Origin of the sequence: Pseudomonas sp. P129 (assembly GCF_020312195.1) — a bacterium.
GTDB lineage: Bacteria > Pseudomonadota > Gammaproteobacteria > Pseudomonadales > Pseudomonadaceae > Aquipseudomonas > Aquipseudomonas fragariae.
The window spans coordinates 162,029-181,509 of the sequence record NZ_JAGPYS010000007.1 but is presented as its reverse complement, the minus strand read 5'-3'; the positions used below and the strand labels follow the sequence as shown (position 1 = coordinate 181,509).

16 protein-coding genes are annotated in these 19,481 nt (G+C 60.1%); 11 read left to right on the top strand and 5 right to left on the bottom strand.

The window, feature by feature from the left end; genetic code table 11:
* Positions 1 to 2,766: a DNA polymerase I gene (gene polA, locus KBY02_RS17770; RefSeq protein ID WP_104652544.1), complete on the top strand. Its 2,766-nt coding sequence runs from the start codon at positions 1 to 3 to the stop codon at positions 2,764 to 2,766.
* A gap of 241 nt (positions 2,767 to 3,007) precedes the next feature.
* Here the strand turns inward: polA and yihA are convergent, their stop codons facing one another.
* Complete coding sequence (gene yihA / locus KBY02_RS17765; protein WP_003341625.1) at positions 3,008 to 3,643, bottom strand: ribosome biogenesis GTP-binding protein YihA/YsxC; 636 nt, start codon at positions 3,641 to 3,643, stop codon at positions 3,008 to 3,010.
* A gap of 293 nt (positions 3,644 to 3,936) precedes the next feature.
* Between yihA and KBY02_RS17760 the strand changes: the two genes are divergently transcribed.
* From KBY02_RS17760 to KBY02_RS17745, 4 genes are all read left to right on the top strand, one after another.
* Positions 3,937 to 4,581, top strand: a complete 645-nt coding sequence (locus KBY02_RS17760; protein ID WP_003403888.1) for a thiol:disulfide interchange protein DsbA/DsbL — start codon at positions 3,937 to 3,939, stop codon at positions 4,579 to 4,581.
* 9 nt (positions 4,582 to 4,590) lie between these two features.
* Complete coding sequence (locus KBY02_RS17755) at positions 4,591 to 5,466, top strand: endonuclease/exonuclease/phosphatase family protein (protein WP_003414076.1); 876 nt, start codon at positions 4,591 to 4,593, stop codon at positions 5,464 to 5,466.
* Complete coding sequence (locus KBY02_RS17750) at positions 5,463 to 7,535, top strand: GGDEF domain-containing protein (RefSeq protein WP_011266287.1); 2,073 nt, start codon at positions 5,463 to 5,465, stop codon at positions 7,533 to 7,535. The genes KBY02_RS17755 and KBY02_RS17750 overlap by 4 nt, the downstream gene beginning before the upstream one ends.
* A gap of 95 nt (positions 7,536 to 7,630) precedes the next feature.
* Complete coding sequence (locus tag KBY02_RS17745; RefSeq protein WP_024638977.1) at positions 7,631 to 8,410, top strand: N-acetylmuramoyl-L-alanine amidase; 780 nt, start codon at positions 7,631 to 7,633, stop codon at positions 8,408 to 8,410.
* A gap of 53 nt (positions 8,411 to 8,463) precedes the next feature.
* Here KBY02_RS17745 and KBY02_RS17740 read toward each other — a convergent pair whose 3' ends face one another.
* Complete coding sequence (locus tag KBY02_RS17740) at positions 8,464 to 10,251, bottom strand: KinB sensor domain-containing domain (RefSeq protein WP_024652529.1); 1,788 nt, start codon at positions 10,249 to 10,251, stop codon at positions 8,464 to 8,466.
* Positions 10,252 to 10,261: 10 nt separating this feature from the next.
* Positions 10,262 to 11,608 (bottom strand): sigma-54-dependent response regulator transcription factor AlgB, encoded by a 1,347-nt coding sequence (gene algB, locus KBY02_RS17735; protein WP_003318895.1) that lies wholly within the window; start codon positions 11,606 to 11,608, stop codon positions 10,262 to 10,264.
* 197 nt (positions 11,609 to 11,805) lie between these two features.
* Between algB and KBY02_RS17730 the strand changes: the two genes are divergently transcribed.
* The 4 genes from KBY02_RS17730 (at position 11,806) to KBY02_RS17715 (ending at position 13,850) form a co-directional block, all read left to right on the top strand.
* Complete coding sequence (locus tag KBY02_RS17730; RefSeq protein WP_003403902.1) at positions 11,806 to 12,645, top strand: BON domain-containing protein; 840 nt, start codon at positions 11,806 to 11,808, stop codon at positions 12,643 to 12,645.
* Positions 12,646 to 12,873: 228 nt separating this feature from the next.
* Positions 12,874 to 13,161 (top strand): hypothetical protein, encoded by a 288-nt coding sequence (locus tag KBY02_RS17725; protein WP_225650662.1) that lies wholly within the window; start codon positions 12,874 to 12,876, stop codon positions 13,159 to 13,161.
* Positions 13,162 to 13,215: 54 nt separating this feature from the next.
* Positions 13,216 to 13,380: a DUF1328 domain-containing protein gene (locus tag KBY02_RS17720; protein ID WP_002555679.1), complete on the top strand. Its 165-nt coding sequence runs from the start codon at positions 13,216 to 13,218 to the stop codon at positions 13,378 to 13,380.
* Between the two features lie 2 nt (positions 13,381 to 13,382).
* On the top strand, positions 13,383 to 13,850 hold the full coding sequence (locus KBY02_RS17715; protein ID WP_104652540.1) for an inhibitor of vertebrate lysozyme family protein: 468 nt from the start codon (positions 13,383 to 13,385) through the stop codon (positions 13,848 to 13,850).
* A 254-nt stretch (positions 13,851 to 14,104) separates the two neighbouring features.
* On the opposite strand, the gene KBY02_RS17710 is transcribed toward KBY02_RS17715, so the two are convergent.
* A complete protein-coding gene (locus KBY02_RS17710; protein ID WP_003403907.1) occupies positions 14,105 to 15,415 on the bottom strand; it encodes an ATP-binding protein in 1,311 nt (436 codons plus the stop codon).
* 163 nt (positions 15,416 to 15,578) lie between these two features.
* Positions 15,579 to 16,319, bottom strand: coding sequence for a two-component system response regulator OmpR (gene ompR, locus KBY02_RS17705; protein ID WP_003318889.1), 741 nt, complete (start codon positions 16,317 to 16,319; stop codon positions 15,579 to 15,581).
* Between the two features lie 299 nt (positions 16,320 to 16,618).
* Here ompR and KBY02_RS17700 point away from each other — a divergent pair, with 299 nt between their 5' ends.
* Entirely contained in the window at positions 16,619 to 18,937 is a 2,319-nt protein-coding gene (locus KBY02_RS17700) for a Tex family protein (RefSeq protein WP_096127428.1), read from the top strand.
* Positions 18,937 to 19,320 (top strand): PaaI family thioesterase, encoded by a 384-nt coding sequence (locus tag KBY02_RS17695; protein WP_003314033.1) that lies wholly within the window; start codon positions 18,937 to 18,939, stop codon positions 19,318 to 19,320. The genes KBY02_RS17700 and KBY02_RS17695 overlap by 1 nt, the downstream gene beginning before the upstream one ends.
* Positions 19,321 to 19,481 lie beyond the last annotated feature (161 nt).

Below are 19,481 nucleotides of genomic sequence, written 5' to 3'. Positions count from 1 at the left end.
ATGACCCAAGCGCCACTCGTCCTGGTAGACGGTTCCTCCTACCTCTACCGCGCCTTCCACGCACTGCCACCACTGGCCACCTCCAAAGGATTGCCGACCGGTGCCGTCAAGGGCGTGCTCAACATGCTCAAAAGCCTGCGGCGCCAGTACCCGGACAGCCCGCTCGCCGTGGTGTTCGACGCCAAGGGCGGGACGTTCCGTGATGCGCTGTACAACGACTACAAAGCCAACCGGCCGAGCATGCCGGACGATCTGCGCGTGCAGGTCGATCTGCTGCATGCCTGCGTCAAAGGCATGGGCTACCCGTTTCTGTGCGTCGAAGGCGTCGAAGCCGATGACGTGATCGGCACGCTGGCACGCAGCAGCGCGGCGGCCGATCGTCCAGTGGTGATCTCCACCGGCGACAAGGACATGGCGCAACTGGTCGACGGCCACATTACCCTGGTCAACACCATGACCGGCAGCGTGCTGGATGTGGCGGGCGTGAAAGAGAAATTCGGCGTCGGTCCGGAGCACATCATCGATTACCTGGCGCTGATGGGCGACAAGGTCGACAACATTCCCGGCGTGCCCGGCGTTGGCGAGAAAACCGCGGTCGGTCTGCTGGTTGGCATCGGCGGTGGCATCAAGGAGCTTTACGAGAACCTCGACAAGGTCGCTTCCCTGCCGATCCGTGGCGCCAAGACCCTGGCCGCCAAACTCGAAGAACATCGTGAGATGGCCTTTTTGTCTTACGAACTGGCGACCATCAAGATCGACGTCCCGCTGGACATCGAGCTGGATCAATTGCATTGCGGCGAGCCTGACCGTGACACATTGATGGAGCTATACGCCGAGCTGGAATTCAAGAGCTGGATCGAAGACCTGCAACGCGACGCCAAGCGCGCCGGCCAGGAGCTGACCGTCGAAGAGCCGACCGCCGAAGCCAGGGAAGCCGCCTATGAAGTCATTCTTGAACAGGGCCAGTTCGATGCCTGGCTGAAGAAGCTGCAGGCCGCGCCGCTGTTTGCCTTCGTCACCCAGAGCAACGGCACTGATGCCCAGCGTGCGCAACTGGTCGGCCTGTCCTTCGCCATTCAGACCCACGAAGCCGCTTACATTCCGCTGACCCACTCCTACATGGGCGTGCCGCAGCAACTGGACCGCGACACGGTGCTCAAGGCGCTCAAGCCGCTGCTGGAAGACCCGGACAAAATCAAGGTCGGCCAGCACGCCAAGTTCGCCATCAACCTGCTTGCCAATTGCGCGATCGACGGCGATCAGGCTCAAGGCATCGACCTGCAGGGCGTCCGCTTCGACACCATTCTGGAATCCTACGTACTGGACTCCACCGCCACTCGTCACGACCGCGACAGCCTGGTGGCCAAGTACCTGACGCACACGCCGATCAATTTCCAGGAGATTGCCGGCAAAGGCGCCAAACAGCTGAGCTTTGACCAGATTGCCCTTGAACAGGCGGGCAATTACGCCGCCGAAGAAGCGGACCTGACCCTGCGCCTGCATGAAGTCTTCGACGCGCGGCTGGCCGCGATTCCGACCCTGCAGCCGGTATTGAACGATATCGAGATGCCGCTGGTGCCTGTCCTGGCGCGTATCGAGCGCCAGGGCGCGCTGGTCGATGCCAACCTGCTGGGCATCCAGAGCGTCGAACTGGGCGACAAGATGACCGCGCTGGAGCGCGAAGCCTTCGCCATTGCCGGCGAAGAGTTCAACCTCGGCTCGCCCAAGCAGCTGGGCGTGATTCTCTACGAAAAACTCGGCATGCCGATTCTCAGCAAGACCGCCACCGGCCAGGCATCGACTGCCGAAGCGGTGCTTGCCGAACTCGCGGAGCAGGATTTCCCGCTGCCCAAGGTGCTGATGCAATACCGCTCGATGAGCAAGCTCAAGAGCACCTACACCGACCGCCTGCCGGAGCAGATCAACCCGCGCACCGGACGTATTCACACCTCCTATCATCAGGCGGTGGCCGTTACCGGGCGCTTGTCCTCCAGCGATCCGAACCTGCAGAACATCCCGATTCGTACCGCTGAAGGCCGGCGCATCCGTCAGGCATTCGTGGCGCCGAAGGGCTACAAGCTGCTGGCCGCCGACTATTCGCAGATCGAACTGCGCATCATGGCGCATCTGGCCCAGGACGAAGGCTTGCTGCATGCATTCCGCAATGACCTGGACGTTCACCGCGCCACGGCGGCGGAAGTCTTCGGCGTCGAGCTGGAAAACGTCACCACTGACATGCGTCGCAGCGCCAAGGCGATCAACTTCGGCCTGATCTACGGCATGAGCGCGTTCGGCCTGGCCAAGCAGATTGGCGTGGACCGCAAGCAGTCACAGGCTTACGTCGACCGCTACTTCGCCCGCTACCCCGGCGTGCTGAACTACATGGAACGCACCCGCGCCCAGGCTGCCGAGCAAGGTTTCGTCGAGACCATCTTCGGTCGTCGCCTGTACCTGCCGGACATCAACGCCAAGAACCAGTCACTGCGCAAAGGCGCGGAACGCATGGCGATCAACGCGCCGATGCAGGGCACCGCTGCGGATATCATCAAGAAAGCCATGGTGGCGGTGAACGGCTGGCTGGACGAGTCCGGCCTGGATGCACGGGTAATCCTGCAGGTACACGATGAACTGGTGCTTGAAGTGCGCGAGGACCTGGTCGAGCAGATCAGTGAACAGATCCGTCCGCACATGAGCGGCGCAGCAGAATTGGCCGTGCCGTTGCTGGTAGAAGTGGGGGTTGGCAACAATTGGGACGAGGCTCACTGAGCCTGAAATGGCGAACCTGTACGCAGGTTCGTCAAATATTGTAGGAAATGTGAACTTTTCTTCACTGCTGGAACTTAACCGTTTGGACAGGAGTCAGACGTGTCGATTGGTTGAAAAATCGATCGTGCTCCTAGTTGTGTTAAGTGTTGGCAGTTATCCAGATCCCACCCTAAGGTCTGGACCTTAAGCCCCGGAACTTCCCCCTCCCCATGCGAAGTCCGGGGTCTTTTTTGCCTGCGATTTACTCCGCAGGTGCCTTGTCTTCCAGTTCCATCCAGTCGGCCAGCACGGTGTAGGCCTCTTCCAGCCCCATGCGCTTGGGGGCCGAGAACAACTGGATGCTCACTGCATCGCCCCAGCCTTTGCGAATCTCGGCCTGAACCTTGAGCAGCGTGTTCTTGGCCGCGCCGTAGGTCAGCTTGTCGGCCTTGGTCAACAGAATGTGCATCGGCATGTTGCTGGCGATGGCCCAATCCAGCATCAACACATCGAAGTCAGTCATTGGATGACGGATATCCATCATCAGGATCAGCCCCTTCAGGCTTTCGCGGCTGCCCAGATAGGCTTCCAGGTGACGCTGCCAGTGCAGTTTGAGCGGGATGGGCACCTTGGCGTAGCCGTAACCGGGCAGGTCGACCAGACGCCGATCTTCGTCCAGACCGAAAAAGTTCAGCAACTGGGTACGCCCCGGGGTCTTCGATGTACGCGCCAGGCTGGCGTGGGTCAGGGTGTTCAGCGCGCTCGATTTGCCCGCGTTGGAGCGCCCGGCAAATGCGACCTCAAAACCTTCGTCGTCGGGGCATTGGTCGACCTTGGCGGCGCTGAGCATGAACGTGGCCTGTTGGCACAGACCGAGGATGGGGTTTTTGAGTTGCATGTGATTTCCGGTGAAGACCTGCCTGCAAGGGGTGCGGCAGGAGGTGTCGGTTTCGTTTGGATGCGTGCGCATATAATGACACACCTGTCCCCCGGCCCACACTCACACCGTATCAGCCCGCCCTGACGGACGTGCTGGAACATTCAGACATGACCTGCTTCACTGCTTATGCAAAAAGGCCGTCCTCGGTCGCCCATTTTTACAACCTCAGCGTTACACTAACGAACTCAGGCTTTCGCGTCCGGTCGAAACACCGTCGCTTGAAGGCGATTCAATCTGCTCAGGAGTAAAGCATGCGTAATCTGATCATCAGCGCCGCTCTGGTTGCCGCCAGTCTGTTCGGTATGTCCGCCCAGGCCGCCACGCCCATCGAGGCCGGCAAGCAATACGTCGAGCTGGCAAGCGCTGTGCCTGTTGCCGAGCCAGGCAAGATCGAAGTCGTCGAGCTGTTCTGGTATGGCTGCCCGCATTGCTACGCATTCGAGCCAACCATCAATCCGTGGGTTGAAAAACTGCCGTCCGACGTGAAGTTCGTACGCATCCCTGCCATGTTCGGCGGCCCTTGGGACGCTCACGGCCAGCTGTTCATCACCCTGGACACCATGGGCGTCGAACACAAGGTTCACGCAGCCGTATTCGAAGCCATCCAGAAAGGCGGCAAGCGTCTGACCGACAAGAATGACATGGCTGATTTCGTCGCCACACAGGGCGTGAACAAGGAAGACTTCCTGAAGACGTTCGACTCTTTCGCAGTCAAGGGCAAGATCGCCCAGTACAAGGAACTGGCCAAGAAGTACGAAGTGACCGGCGTTCCGACCATGATCGTCAATGGCAAATACCGCTTTGACCTGGGTTCTGCCGGTGGTCCGGAAAAGACCCTGGAAGTTGCCGACCAGTTGATTGCCAAAGAGCGAGCGGCTGCCGCAGCCGCCAAGTAAGCGCACATCATGCGCCGCTGGGGCAAAGGCAGTACCCGTATCGTTGGCCTGCATGATCCGCAGGTCAACGAACATCATCTGCTGCAAAACGGCCTGCCGGAAGACGGCAGGCTGCGTTTGCTCAGTTTCAATATCCAGGTGGGTATCAGTACCCAGCGCTACCATCATTACCTGACGCGCAGCTGGCAGCACTTGCTGCCGCATGGCGGCAGGGCTGGCAACCTGCAGAAGATCGGCGACCTGATCAACGACTTCGATCTGGTGGCACTTCAGGAAGTCGACGGTGGCAGCATGCGCTCCGGCTTCGTCAATCAGGTCGAGCATCTCGCCCAGTTGGGTGGCTTTCCGTACTGGTATCAACAACTCAATCGCAATCTCGGGCGCCTGGCGCAGCACAGCAACGGTGTCTTGAGCCGTCTGCGCCCGACCAAGATCGAGGATCACCCGCTGCCAGGCCCGGCCGGGCGCGGGGCGATTCTCGTGCGTTTCGGTGAAGGCGAGGATGCCCTGGTCGTGGTCATGATGCACCTGGCGCTGGGGACCCGAACCCGAACCCGGCAGCTGGCGTACATTCGCGAACTGATCGGCGGTTATCGCCATCAGGTGCTGATGGGCGACATGAACACCCACGCCAATGACCTGCTGGAACACTCGCCGCTAAGGGATCTGGGCCTTTTGGCCCCGCAGATAGAAGCGACCTTTCCGAGCTGGCGGCCACAACGCTGCCTCGATCACATTTTGCTCAGCCCGACCCTGACGCTCGAGCGCGTGCAGGTGCTGGCGCAACCCATTTCCGATCACCTGCCTGTCGCTGTCGAGATTCGCCTGCCTGACTCACTGCGTGGGGACTCACTGCCTGTGCCCTCTGGTGGAAGCCTTGCATGAGCGACGACGCGGAGCGTTGGAAAGAAAAATACCTCAAAGGGATCGAGCAACAGGACACGCTCGAAAAGCGCTGGGATGCGCGGCTCGATTTGTTGCGACGCGGTCTGGTGCGCAGCAGTCTGGCGGCAGAGGGCTCTGACCGCGCCGTCGATGAATGCATGAAGGAAATGCGCGAAATCGTCCGCAAGGACGATATGGACGCGGGCCTGGCAGCCTTGATCCCGCGCCTCGAAAAAGCCGTACTGGACTCTGAACAACGCCGTGAAGTCAGGGCCGCGCAAATCAGTTCGGCACTGACCGCACTGGTTGCACAGCTGCAGTCACTGCCGCTGCCACGCGACGTACGCAAGCCGCTCAAGCGCTTTGCCAAGGAGCTTGAAGAGCGCGCCTCCCAGGCCCGTGAGCTGCCCCTGCTGCTTGGCGAGTTGAGCAATTTGCAGGGCCAGGCCCTGACCCAGATTGAAAAACCTGAAGAAGGTCCCCGTCAGGGGCTGCTGCAACGCCTGTTCGGTTCGCGCGAGGGTCACGGCCACGAGCCTCATCCTGAGGCGGCTCATCCCGAAGACGCCGCCTCCTCGGCGCCGGAATCGCATGAACCCGACGTCGCGCCGCAAGCAGCGAATACTTACGCCCCGCCAGACGCGTCTCCTGTCGAAGCCGAGGCCGTTGATTCCACTGCCGCAGCCGCCGTTGCCGCAGACAGCACGCCGCCAACGCCGGCCCCGGAAACCGATGCGCCTGCCGCAGTGATACCCGCCGTTGCGACGCCTGAAGAACCTGCGCCATCGACCACCGCTGCGGACATTGCTCCAGCACCAACAGAGGCCGTCGCCGAACCTGCACCGATCACTGTCGAACCCATCGATTTCGCGGATCTCCTGGCGCCTGTCCCATCAGTGCCCTACCAGCAGCGACCCGCGCCAATCGACGTGCCAGTTGAAGAACCCGACGCAGAGGCCGAGCAGCAGCCCGAGTCGGCAGAAGGCGAAGAAGGTTACGCGCTACCCTCCTCACCAGAGCCCAGCTATAGCTCGGTGGCGGCACACATTGAACAGACCCTGCTGGGCCTGCTGGACGACCTGACCCTGTCAGAGCACTTTCGCCCGCAGGTCGAGGACATGCAGTTACGCTTGAAGCATGGGCTTAACTGGTACGAATTGCTGCCGATCCTCGACGATCTGGCAGTGTTGATGCTGGCGATCAACAACGGCGGCCAACAGGAGTTCGGCACTTACCTCAAGCAGCTCAATGAACGGCTCGAATCGTTTCAGAGCCACCTGCAGGCCGCCAGTGAAGATCACGCCGAGGACCAGTCCACCGCGCGCGACCTGAACGAACAGTTGCGCGAACAGGTGGGCGGCCTGCAAAGCAGTGTTCAGGACGCCTCCGATCTGCCCAGCCTCAAGCGGGTGCTCGACAATCGGCTTGAGGCCCTGCTCGGCACCATGGATCACTACCAGCTCAAGCGCGATGCCCGCGAGCGCGAAGTGGCCTCGCGCCTGCAAGGTCTGGCGGCCCGCGTCGCGAGCATGGAGCAGGAGGCCCTGGGTTTCAGGACTCACCTGGAGGAACAGCGTCAAAAGGCCCTGATCGACCCGCTTACCGGACTGCCCAATCGTGCCGCCTGGGGCGAGCGCCTTGAACGGGAGATGGCCCGCTGGCACGAAGAAAAAAACAGCCTGCTGGTGTGCATTCTGGACCTGGACCATTTCAAACGCATCAACGATGGCTACGGGCACCTGGCTGGCGACAAGGTATTGAAGATCGTCGCCAATGTCCTCAGCAAACGCCTGCGCGCCGATGACTTCATGGCACGGTTTGGCGGCGAAGAATTTGTCATGCTGCTGCCTGCGACACCTCCTGCCACCGGGCTGAAACTGCTCGATGAACTGCGCGCCGCCGTCGAGTCATGCCCTTTCCACTTCAAGGGCGAACGAGTCACCATCACTGTATCCATCGGCATGACGGCCTTTCGTCCGTCAGAGCGGAGCGACACCGCCATCAAACGTGCCGACCAGGCGCTTTACAAGGCCAAGGAGAACGGTCGCAACCGCATCGAACAGGGCTGACTGAAACATTTTGACCTGAACAAATGGCTGGTGCCCCATGCTATTTGTATACATTTTGTTATGATGTTTCATTTCCTGCCGACGCTGCCGACCTCATGAAGCTGTATTTATCCGCCTTTCTCATGCTCCTCCTCACTGCCTGTGCCAGCGGCCCAAGGCTGGACACCAGCCATCCTTCGGTAAATTTCGATGGCCGTGCTCAGTACGTGGTGATGCATTACACCTCGACGTCGCTGGAACACTCGCTGCAATTACTGACGCATGGCGAGGTCAGCGCCCACTACCTGATCGGTGACGACAGCAAAGCCACCATCTACAAGCTGGTCGATGAAAACGCGCGTGCCTGGCATGCCGGCGAAAGCGAGTGGGAAGGCCGCACCTGGCTCAACTCCAGCTCGATCGGCATCGAGATCGTCAATCCGGGTTTCAAGGAAACGCCGACAGGGCGCCTGTGGTATCCGTATACCGAAGCGCAGACCCAGTCGATCATTGTCCTGCTCAAGGACATCGTCAAACGCAACAGGATCGACCCGAAACACATCATCGGTCATAGCGACATCGCCCCATTGCGCAAGCAGGACCCGGGGCCATTGTTCCCGTGGAAACGCCTCGCTGCCGAAGGTCTGGGGAACTGGCCGGATGAACGCCAGGTTGCCCAGCGTCAGGCACTGCTGGCAACTAACCTGCCGAGCATCACCTGGTTCCAGCAGCAGTTGGCGCGCCTGGGCTACAGCACCCCGCAGACCGGTGAGCTGGATGTCGCGACACGTCAGGTACTGGCCGCCTTCCAGATGCACTATCGCCCGGCACGCTTCGACGGCGAGCCGGACGCACAGAGCGCGGCCATCCTGCAGGTGCTCAATCACTCGAATTGAAACGTATGAAGGCTGATACTCAGTCAACCGATGAGGGCCTGGTGCTCAAGCCCTCAGAGCGGTAACGCCATATAGAACTGCGTGCCCTGCCCCGGCCGTGAATAAACGCCCATGCGTCCGCCGTGCAGCTGGACAATCTCCTTGCACAGCGCCAGCCCGAGCCCGGCGCCGCCTTTCTTGCGGCCGACCTGGACGAAGGGCTCGAAGATCCGCCCCTGCTGCCCATAGGCAATGCCCTCGCCGTTGTCTTCGACACTGATGATCGCCCGCTCGCCGTGGCGCCTGGCCTGCAAGCGAATCAGGCCGTTCGGCGGCGTGTGCCGCAACGCGTTGTCCAGCAGATTGTCCAGTACCCGCTCCAGCTGAGACTGATCGGCATGCAGGCGCGGCATCGGCTCCTGCATATCCAGCATCAGCACAATATCCTGCTCCTGGGCCTGATCCTCGAAGCGCGCCTTGGCTTCCTGCAGCAACGTTTCGATGGAGCACGGCGCGAGTTTGAGCTTCTGCAGACCGTTCTGGTAACGCGAGAAATTCAGCAGGTCATTGATGAGCTGCATCAGGCGCTGCATTTCTTCGGTGACCGTATTGAGCAGGTCGGCCTCGCGGGACTCAGGAGCGAAATGCAAACGCTCCTGAAGAAGGCCGAACGCCATGTGCATGCCCGTGACCGGGGTGCGCAACTCATGCGAGGCGCGCAGGACGAACTCGCTGCGTACCCGCTCGAAAGCACGCTGCTCGGTCACGTCGTGCAGCACCATCACCGCACCCAGGATGTGGCCCTTGGTGTGGCTGACCGGTGTCATGCTGTAGGTCAGCAGTCGCGACTCGCCGTCGATCTCGATGGCCAGGTCTTCCGGCGCGCGCTCCAGCGTTCCGCCCCGCAGCACCAGATGCAATTGCTCATCCAGCTCGGGACGGCCCAACGCCTCACCGAGACTGTGCCCGAGGCGACTCTCGTCCCATCCAAGCTGGCGCTGCGCAACAGGGTTGAGGTGCTCCAGGTGGCCCTGGCGATCAATCATCAACAGGCCATCGTCGATACTGTCGAGGACCGCCTGCAGGCGCTGCTGGCCCGCCAGAAGCTCATCGACGTTGGTCGCCTGATGCTGACGCAGGGCTTCGGCCATGATGCCGAAGCGCCGGGTCAGCAGGTTCATTTCGGCAGCCGAGGAAATGGGCAGCGTGACCTCGTAATCACCCTCGCCAATGCGATCGGCGGCCTTGGCCAGCGCCTCGATCGGCGCACCGAAACGGCGGGCGATGCCATGTGCGGTCACAAAGCCTATGCACAGCACCGCCAGCCCGACCAGGCCCAGCAAGCCGGCGATCCACAATGCTCGATCCCTGGAATTGATCTCGGCGTTGCTGATGTTCTCCAACGCCTTGCGATGCACATCCATCAGACCGTTACGCAGCGTGTCGAAACTTTCGCTCAATTGCGGGTTGCCGCGTATGCCTCGCGGATCATTGCCATACTGCTGCCAGGCGGCAATGAATCGCTGATAATCGCCCCGGGTCTTTTCAAAACCGTTGCGTACGTTTTGCTGGGTGTCCTGCACCGATCCTTGCTCCAGCAGCTCTTCGAACTGCTTCTGGATTCTGTCCAGCTCAACGTCATTGCGATTGGAACCGGTCATCAACACCAGTTGATCACCCATGTTCTGGCGCAACTTCAAGCCCAGATCGAGGATGGCGAAGTTATGCTGAATCAGTGATTCCTGAGTCCGGGCCATCTGCATGACACTGACGAGCCCCAGCAGCAGCCCGAGCAAAGCGACCGTGATAAGCGCCGAAATACTCAGAAAGAGACGGGTGCGCAACTTCATGGCCAGCTTCATTTGAGGTATTTCATAGGTTGTACTGTTTTCGTTTGCGGTAAAGCGTCGAAGCATCGATACCCAGCGTCTTGGCGGCCTGATCAAGGGTTTCACTGGTTGCCAGTACGGCCCCGATGTGTGCCTTTTCAAGCTCGTCCAGACTCAAGGCTGCCCCCACCCGCGGTGCGTTGTTGGTCGGTTGCTCAGCCATGCCCAGATGACTGACCTCTACGCGCTCCTGTGGACAGATGATGCTGGCACGCTCGATCACGTTGCGCAGCTCACGAATGTTGCCCGGCCAGCGGTAATTGAGCAGCGCCGCGCGGGCCTCCTCGCTGAAGCCGCGAGCCGGACGAGCGTACTCCTTGACGAAGCGCGCCAGAAAGCGATCCGCCAGGGTCAGAATGTCTTCGCTGCGCTCACGCAGGGCGGGCAGATTCAGGGTGATCACGTTCAGGCGGTACAGCAGATCCTCACGGAAACGTCCGCTGCGCACCATGTCCTCAAGGTTGAGGTTGGTGGCGGCCAGGATGCGCACGTCGGCACGTCGAGTCACCGGGTCGCCGACGCGCTCGTATTCCTTGTCCTGAATGAAGCGCAGCAGCTTGGGCTGCAGCGTCAGCGGGAAGTCACCGATTTCGTCGAGGAACAGGGTGCCGCCATCGGCCTGATTGACGCGACCCAGCGTGCTTTCGCTGGCACCGGTAAAGGCACCGCGGCTGTGGCCGAACAGCTCGCTTTCCATCAGTTCTGCGGTCAGCGACGGGCAGTTGATCGTGACGCAGGACTTCTTGGCCCGCTTGCTCCAGCCATGAATCGCCCTGGCCAGCTCGCCCTTACCGGTACCCGACTCACCCAGAATCAGGATGTTGGCATCGGTTACAGCAACCTGACGGGCCGTTTCCAGAATGGCCATCATCGAAGGGCTGTGGGAATCCAGACCATCCTTGGGCTTGCGAACCTCGCCTTCCAGTGCTTCAAGACGTGCAGACAGTTGCCTGACTTCAAGCTGCTTGGCCGTCGCAAGACGCAACTGGTCAGGACTGCACGGCTTGACCAGATAATCGGCTGCGCCAGCCTGAATGGCATCCACAGCCGTATCCACCGCCGAATGGGCAGTCACGATCACCACACGCATCCACGGCGCCTGAATCCGCATCTGCGCCAGCACGTCCAGGCCGTTGTCTTCGCCCAGACGCAAATCGAGAAAGCACAGATCGAATACTTGACGCTGCATGAGCGTGTCGGCCTGGGCTGCGCTGTTGGCAGTGGCGACACTGTAGCCTTCGTCTTCCAGACAGTACCGGAAAGTGCGGAGGATGGCGGACTCGTCGTCCACAAGCAGAATACGGCCCTGATTCTCAGTGGCTGCTTCCATTTTTCCTACGCTCCTTAATGAATTGTCTCAGTTAGTCTCGGAATCATCGGGCAAGTTGCATGGTCAATTCTGATTGATTCTTCGGCATGCATGGTAGCTTTCTGATCAGCTAATGGCGAACAGCCTGATTAATCCGCGTTTATGCCGTTAAAACCGTCTATTCGGAGACGAAATCTCACCGCAAAAGGAACGCTTCTATGTTTTCACTGAAAAAGATTGCTCTGATCACGGCCGCCGCTGCGCTGCTGGGCAGCGGCCCGGTACTCGCCCAGCCTGACCTGCCTGCTCAGCTCACCGAGGCGCGTCAGGAAGGTTCGATCTGGACAGCTTTCGCGCTGAACAAGCATCTGAGCCCGTTCAAGATCGATGTGGGTGTCGAACAAGGCACTGCGACACTCAAGGGCAAGGTTGAAAACGAGGTGGACCGCGAACTGGCCGAGCGCATCGCGCTGGATACCAAAGGCATCGAGAAGGTCGACAATCAGCTGGAGGTGGACCCTTCTGTCGCCAGCGAGCCTGGCACCCGGACCAACATGGCTCAGCGGTTCGAAGATGCGACGCTGGTCGCGACGGTGAAATCCAAGCTGCTGTGGAGCAGCGTGACCGAAGCGCTGAATATCGAAGTCGACAGCAAGGACGGCGTCATCACCCTCAAGGGCCGAGCGCAAAGCCCCGAAGCGAAGGAGCTGGCCGGTAGCCTGGCCAGCAACACCGATGGCGTGGTCAGCGTCAACAACCTGATCAGCCTCAGCGCGGCCGACTCGATTGCCGCCAAGACCCAGCCACAGTCTCTGACCCCGACCGAGGAAATGAGTGACGCCTGGATCACCAGCAAGGTCAAGGCAAGCCTGATCTACAGCCGGACGCTGGATGGGCTGAACATCAAAGTGGATACCAAGGCCGGTGTTGTCAGCCTGAATGGCGTGGTTGCCAACTTCGCCGAGAAAGAACTGGCGGTGGAAATCGCGAAAAATATTCGTGGCGTCAAAGGCGTCAACGGCGACGCGTTGAAGGTCATGGCGCGCAGCGCAGGCTGACGGTTCAGAGCAAAGCGTCTAACGCTTCGTGCAGAACGCACGATTACAAAGGGGTAATCGTGCAGCTTGCTGGTAACATGCCCTTACCAAACTTATTAAACCATTGATTTTAAAGGAATTTATATCGATCAAAAAACTGGCATGCAGTCTGCAATAACCCATTCAACAAAGGTCGGTACACAACGACCCATCAGATTGAATGCCCACTCAGGCCAGGGGATTTTGCAGATGAACAGCCAGCGTATTGCACAATTGCGTATCTCTCCCCTGCACATTCAGCAAGGTCTTTTTCTGCTCCTTGCCTTGCTCGTCACTCTGATCGCCATTCAGCAGTTCCAGCGTTGGAATCAAGCCAACGAGGCAGCTCAACCGAAACAGCAATTCATCCAGACCAGCAGCATCTCCTACCGCGGTGTTAGTGCACCAGCGGTCAATGACATGTCCTCAAGCCTGCGTAATGTCGACGGCCTGGTTTCTGTAGATGAAGTCGCTCAACAGCAAAAATGGGTTTTCTGACCCGACCTTAAAAGCAGCACCCCTTATTAAAACGGCATCAAAAGGAGTATCACCATGTTGAGTTGGGCAATCACGTTTCTGATCATCGCTATCGTCGCTGCAGTACTGGGCTTCGGTGGTATCGCGGGCACGGCTACCGGTATCGCCAAGATCCTGTTCGTCGTCTTCCTGGTGATGTTCGTTGTGTCGTTCTTCTTCGGTCGTCGCGGTCGAGGCTGATAATGCACACGTCATTTCGCACACTGGCCGCCGCCCTGTTGATGGGCGGTAGTGCCATGGTCATGGCAGCCAATGATGGACAGTCTCGGGTCAATGAGCTTCTGAGCTCCGCGCCCGAGTACCGCACCACCTGGGCGAAGGTCGTCAAGAAGGAAGAGCGTTTGCCGGATTGGGTGATCAACCTGTCCGGTGCTTCCGGGCAGCAGATGACAGCGGCCACTGAAGACGGTGACAACTATCTGGTTGGACCGCTTTGCGAAACGGCCGATACGTGCAAAAGCAAGCGCCTGATCGTGGCTTTCAGCCTCGACAAGGAAGATGCTTACGCCATGTTGGTTGAAGTGCCTGCCGGTCTTCCTGCAGAAAAATCGCCAACACGTCACGCGACTTACCGTTACCTGGGTAAGCCTGACGAGGGTATGCAAAAGCTCTTGAATGAAGAGCTGCGCAAAGACCCGAACTGGTATTGATCCAGAAGAAAGGTGTCGGCTCCAGGAGTCGACACCTTTCGGCTTTGTGCGGCCTGAGGAAGGTGCGCGCATGACCAGGGGGCCGGGACGCGTTGATCATATGATCGGCGTGACCTAGGGGTACAGGGAGTACCTCCGCCAAGGGCCGGGTCAGGCAAGCCGCCGTGCAGGTCCACGAGAATGCGTCAACCTTTCGCACGCCTCCCGTGACCCTGTACGGCGCTTTATATTTACTCTCTCGCTTTGCCCTCTTCTTAAATTGCATCCCTCGGCAGCATCAGCCCCAGCGGCAGCCTTACACGTGCTTCCAGTCCGCCTCCCGAACGATTTCTCAACTCGACGTTGCCGCCGTGCATGGCAGCGATACGCTTGACGATGGCCAGGCCGAGGCCGGTGCCCTTGCCACTGCGTGCGCGATCACCGCGAATGAACGGGTTGAAGATGGTGTCCAGCTCGGACGGATCGATGCCCGCCCCCCGGTCCAGCACGCTCAACACCACGTAGGGCGCGTTTCGGTCGCCGGATACGTAGGCGGCGACTTCGATACCGTTACCGGCATGGTGCTTGGCATTGCCAATCAGGTTGGTCAGCAGGCGCTTCATCGACACGCGGCGTAACGGGAAGGGCGGAATGGGCTCCAGGCACAGACGGATGCTGTCTTCATCGTCATTGAAAGGTGCAACCACATCGCGTACCAGATGCCCCAGATCGACCTCTTCGATCTCTTCGTCGCGCCCATCGCGGATGAAGGCCAGGAACTGATCGAGAATGGCGTCCATGTCCTCGATATCGCGCACCATGCCTTCGGAGAACTCATTGTCGTTCATCAGCTCCAGAGACAGGCGCAGGCGCGTCAGCGGCGTGCGCAAGTCGTGGGAAACACCGGCCAGCATCAACTCGCGTTCCTGCCCGGCCTGCTCGACGTCTTCGGCCATCTGATTGAAGGCCCGGTAGACTTCGGTCATCTCGCTCGGCGTGTCACTCACCGGCAGCCGTACGCTGCGCCCCTGCCCCAACTGGCGCGCCGCAAACACCAGACGCTTGAGCGGCTGATTCAACTGGCGTACGAAAATCCAGGCTGATGCCGTGGAGAGCAATCCGATGGCCAGGAACCAGCCCAGCACGTTCCAGATTTTCTGACCGCGCAACGGGTGCGGATACAGCGGCACTTTCAGCCAGCCGTCACCCAGGCTCGGCGCTCGCACCCACAGCGCGGGCGGCGCGTGTACGCGCAGACGCACTTCCGTATCGGCACCCAGCTCGGCCTGCATCTGTCGCTGATAGATCTCACTGTAGGGCCAGTGCTGCTCGCCTTCCGGCACGCCACCGCCCACTACCCGAATCAGGCCCGCCGCCTCGGCAATCGCCTCGCGATCGTTTTCACCGGCGGCCCAGTACGCGCGCAAGGTCAGAGCAACACCGTGGCTGTATTGCCTGTCGACCAGCACGTCTTCGTTCATCAGCAGATAAACCAGCGTCAGGGCCTTGGAAAACAGCACGACGATGAGCACCAGCCAGAGCGTGCGGGAGAAAAAGCTTTGCGGGAACCAGAGCGGAGTCTTCATAACTGCAGCCATACACTTTGCAGGGCGAGCGAGGCTCGCAGGTTTGCCGAACGCGGGCCGGACCCGATGGACGAACGCAAAAAACCAGTACGTCGATAAACCTGTAAAAGATTATCGACGTAACTGGCAGCAATGACGGATGTCTGTGCCGACAACCGGGTTATCAGCGACTTCCGGCACCGTCCGGAACGAATACATAGCCCACGCCCCAGACCGTCTGGATATAACGGGGCTTGGAAGGATCCGGTTCGATCAGGCGACGCAGACGGGAGATCTGTACGTCGATGGATCGTTCCAGCGCATCCCACTCCCGGCCACGCGCCAGGTTCATCAGTTTGTCGCGGGTCAGCGGCTCGCGAGCGTGCATGACCAGCGCTTTCAGTACCGCGAACTCCCCGGTAGTGAGCATGTGCACTTCTTCACCGCGCTTGAGCTCGCGGGTTGCCAGAGACAGCACGTAGTCACCGAAACTGACAGACTCGTCTTCGCTGCCGGGTGCGCCGGGCACCGGTGCCGCCTGACGACGTAACACCGCCTTGACCCGCGCCATCAGCTCGTCCGGGTTGAACGGCTTGGCCAGATAATCATCAGCACCCAGTTCGAGCCCCTTGATGCGGCTCAGCTCATCGCCCTTGGCGGTCAGCATGATAATCGGCACCTGATTGTTCGCGGCACGCAGACGACGACAGGCTGAAAGGCCGTCTTCGCCGGGCAGCATCAGGTCCAGCACCACGAGGTTGAAAACCTCACGGGCCAGCAGCCGGTCCATTTGTTCCACATTTGCCACGGCGCGGGCACGATAGCCCTTGCTGGTGAAAAAACGTTCCAGGAGACTGCTCAGCCCCGGATCGTCATCGACAATAAGGATTTTTTCGCCTTCGGCATTTTGTGCGGTGCTGCTCATCGGATGCTCCTCTGATCTCGGGGCGCATTATGGCGTAGCTGCGGTGATGCGCACCTTGTGCATTGTTAGCAGATTTTACTGGAGGCGACACTTGTGCCTGCTTTTTCGCCGAAAAAACACCACATTTGTCGGCCGATCCCCTAATCCGGCTTCGCTGGGTATAATGCGCCGCCCTCGAAGTCAGGCAACGCCGGACTCATGGCGGTTCGCCAGCCCTGAAAATAAATGCTGGCGCACGATACCCAGGCAAGGCAATTCGTACATAGCCCAGTTTTTTGCTCACAACTCCAGGTGGTTTTATGGACAGCATCAACAGCCGCATCGCCGAAGAACTCGGCGTACGCCCACAACAGGTCGCAGCGGCCGTAGCACTACTGGATGAAGGCTCGACCGTGCCCTTCATTTCCCGCTACCGCAAGGAAGTGACCGGCAGTCTTGATGACACGCAACTGCGCCATCTGGAAGAGCGCCTGCGTTATCTGCGTGAACTGGACGAGCGGCGCGTCAGCATTCTTGCCAGCATCGAAGAGCAAGGCAAGCTGACCCCGGAGCTGGCGCGCGACATCAAGCTGGCCGACACCAAGACCCGCCTCGAAGACTTGTACCTGCCTTATAAGCAGAAACGCCGTACCAAGGGCCAGATCGCTCTTGAAGCCGGGTTGGGCGAACTGGCCGACGGCCTGTTCAATGACCCGAGTCTGGCTCCTGAAGCAGAAGCAGCCCGCTTCGTCGACGCGGATAAAGGCGTGGCTGATATAAAGGCTGCGCTGGAAGGCGCCAAGTACATTCTGATGGAGCGCTTTGCCGAAGATGCCTCGCTGCTGGACAAGCTGCGCAGCTTCCTCAAGCAGGAAGCGGTGATCAGCGCACGCGTGGTGCCGGGCAAGGAAGAGGAAGGCGCCAAGTTCCGCGACTACTTCGAACACGACGAACCGCTCAAGAGCATGCCGTCGCACCGTGCGCTGGCGATTTTTCGCGGTCGCAACGAAGGCTTCCTGAGCTCGGCGCTGAAAGTCGGTGAAGAATTGCCGGGCGCCATGCACCCGTGCGAGCTGATGATCGGTGAGCGCTTCGGTATCCAGAACCAGAACCGCCCGGCAGACAAATGGCTGGCCGAAGTGGTGCGCTGGACCTGGAAGGTCAAGCTGTACAGCCACCTGGAAACCGATCTGCTGGGCGAGCTGCGTGACGGCGCGGAAACCGAAGCGATCAATGTCTTCGCCCACAACCTGCACGACCTGCTGCTCGCCGCCCCGGCCGGCCAGCGCGCCACGCTGGGGCTCGATCCTGGCCTGCGTACCGGCTGCAAGGTCGCCGTAGTCGATGCCACCGGCAAACTGCTCGACTACGCCACCGTCTATCCGCACGTTCCGAAGAACCAGTGGGACCAGACCATCGCCGTACTGGCCGCACTGTGCGCCAAGCATTCGGTCGACCTGATTGCCATCGGCAACGGCACCGCCAGCCGCGAAACCGACAAGCTGGCTGCCGACCTGATCAAAAAATACCCAGACCTGAAAATGACCAAGGTCATGGTCTCCGAAGCAGGCGCTTCGGTGTACTCGGCATCGGAACTGGCCGCCAAGGAATTCCCGGACCTCGACGTGTCGATCCGTGGCGCGGTGTCCATCGCCCGTCGCTTGCAGGACCCGCTCGCCGAACTGGTGAAGATTGATCCGAAATCCATCGGGGTCGGCCAGTATCAGCACGACGTTTCGCAGCTCAAGCTGGCGCGCGGCCTGGATGCAGTGGTGGAAGACTGCGTGAACGCCGTGGGCGTGGACGTGAACACCGCCTCCGTGGCGCTGCTGGCACGCATTTCCGGCCTCAACACCACGCTGGCGCAGAACATCGTTGCGCATCGTGATGAAAACGGCGCGTTCAAGACCCGCGCGGCGCTGAAGAAAGTCAGCCGCCTGGGCGAAAAGACCTTTGAACAGGCCGCCGGCTTCCTGCGCGTCATGACCGGTGACAACCCGCTGGACGCGTCCGCCGTTCACCCGGAAGCCTACCCGCTGGTGCAGCGCATCGCGGCTGAAACCGACCGCGATATTCGCTCGCTGATCGGCGACGCCAGCTTTCTCAAGCGTCTGGACCCGAAGAAATTCACCGACGAGACCTTTGGTCTGCCGACCGTGACCGACATCCTTCAGGAGCTCGAAAAGCCGGGCCGCGATCCGCGTCCAGAGTTCAAGACCGCAGAGTTCCAGGACGGGGTCGAAGACCTCAAGGACCTGCAACTGGGGATGATCCTCGAGGGCGTGGTCACCAACGTCACCAACTTCGGTGCGTTCGTCGATATCGGCGTGCATCAGGACGGGCTGGTGCACATCTCGGCGTTGTCCGAGAAGTTCATCAAGGACCCGCGTGAAGCAGTCAAGGCCGGTGATGTGGTGAAAGTGAAGGTCATGGAAGTCGATATCCCGCGCAAACGCGTCGGCCTGTCGATGCGCATGAGCGACACGCCCGGCGAGAAAATCGATGGCGCGCGCGGTGCCCGTCCGGGTTCTTCGCCTCGCCAGAACAACGCCCCGCGCAAGGAAACCAATGCACCAGCGCCCGCCAACAATGCTATGGCATCGCTGTTCGCCAATGCCAAGCAACTGAAGAAGCGCTGATGGACATTCCTGAAGATCTGACCCACAGCGCCTACTTCAAGATGCTCGGCTGTGAGCTGCGGCGTCTGGACGAGGGCGTTGCCGAAGTTGCGTTGCCGCTGGAGGCGCACCTGCGCAATCGCGGCAACGTGATGCACGGCGGTGCAATCTTCAGTCTGGTCGATATCGCCATGGGCCTGGCCTGTTCCAGCGTTCACGGTTTCGACCAGCGCAGCGTGACCATCGAGTGCAAGATCAACTACGTGCGTGGCGTCTCCGAAGGCGAAGTCCTGTGCATCGCCAAGGTGCTGCACGCGGGTCGCCGCACGCTGGTGGTCGAGGCCGAAGTCGTTCAGGGCGACAAGCTCGTTGCCAAAGCCCAAGGCACATTTGCGGTCATCTAGACCCGAAAAGAGGCGATGAACACAATCACTGCAAACTGAACCTAGCCGTATCGACATCATTTGGGTTAATTTCGGCACCATTAGCGTGGTGCCGAGTCCATTTGGGTAGTACGACAAAGAGCAGTGATTGTGAACGGGCGTTACAGACCAACCAGGCGACT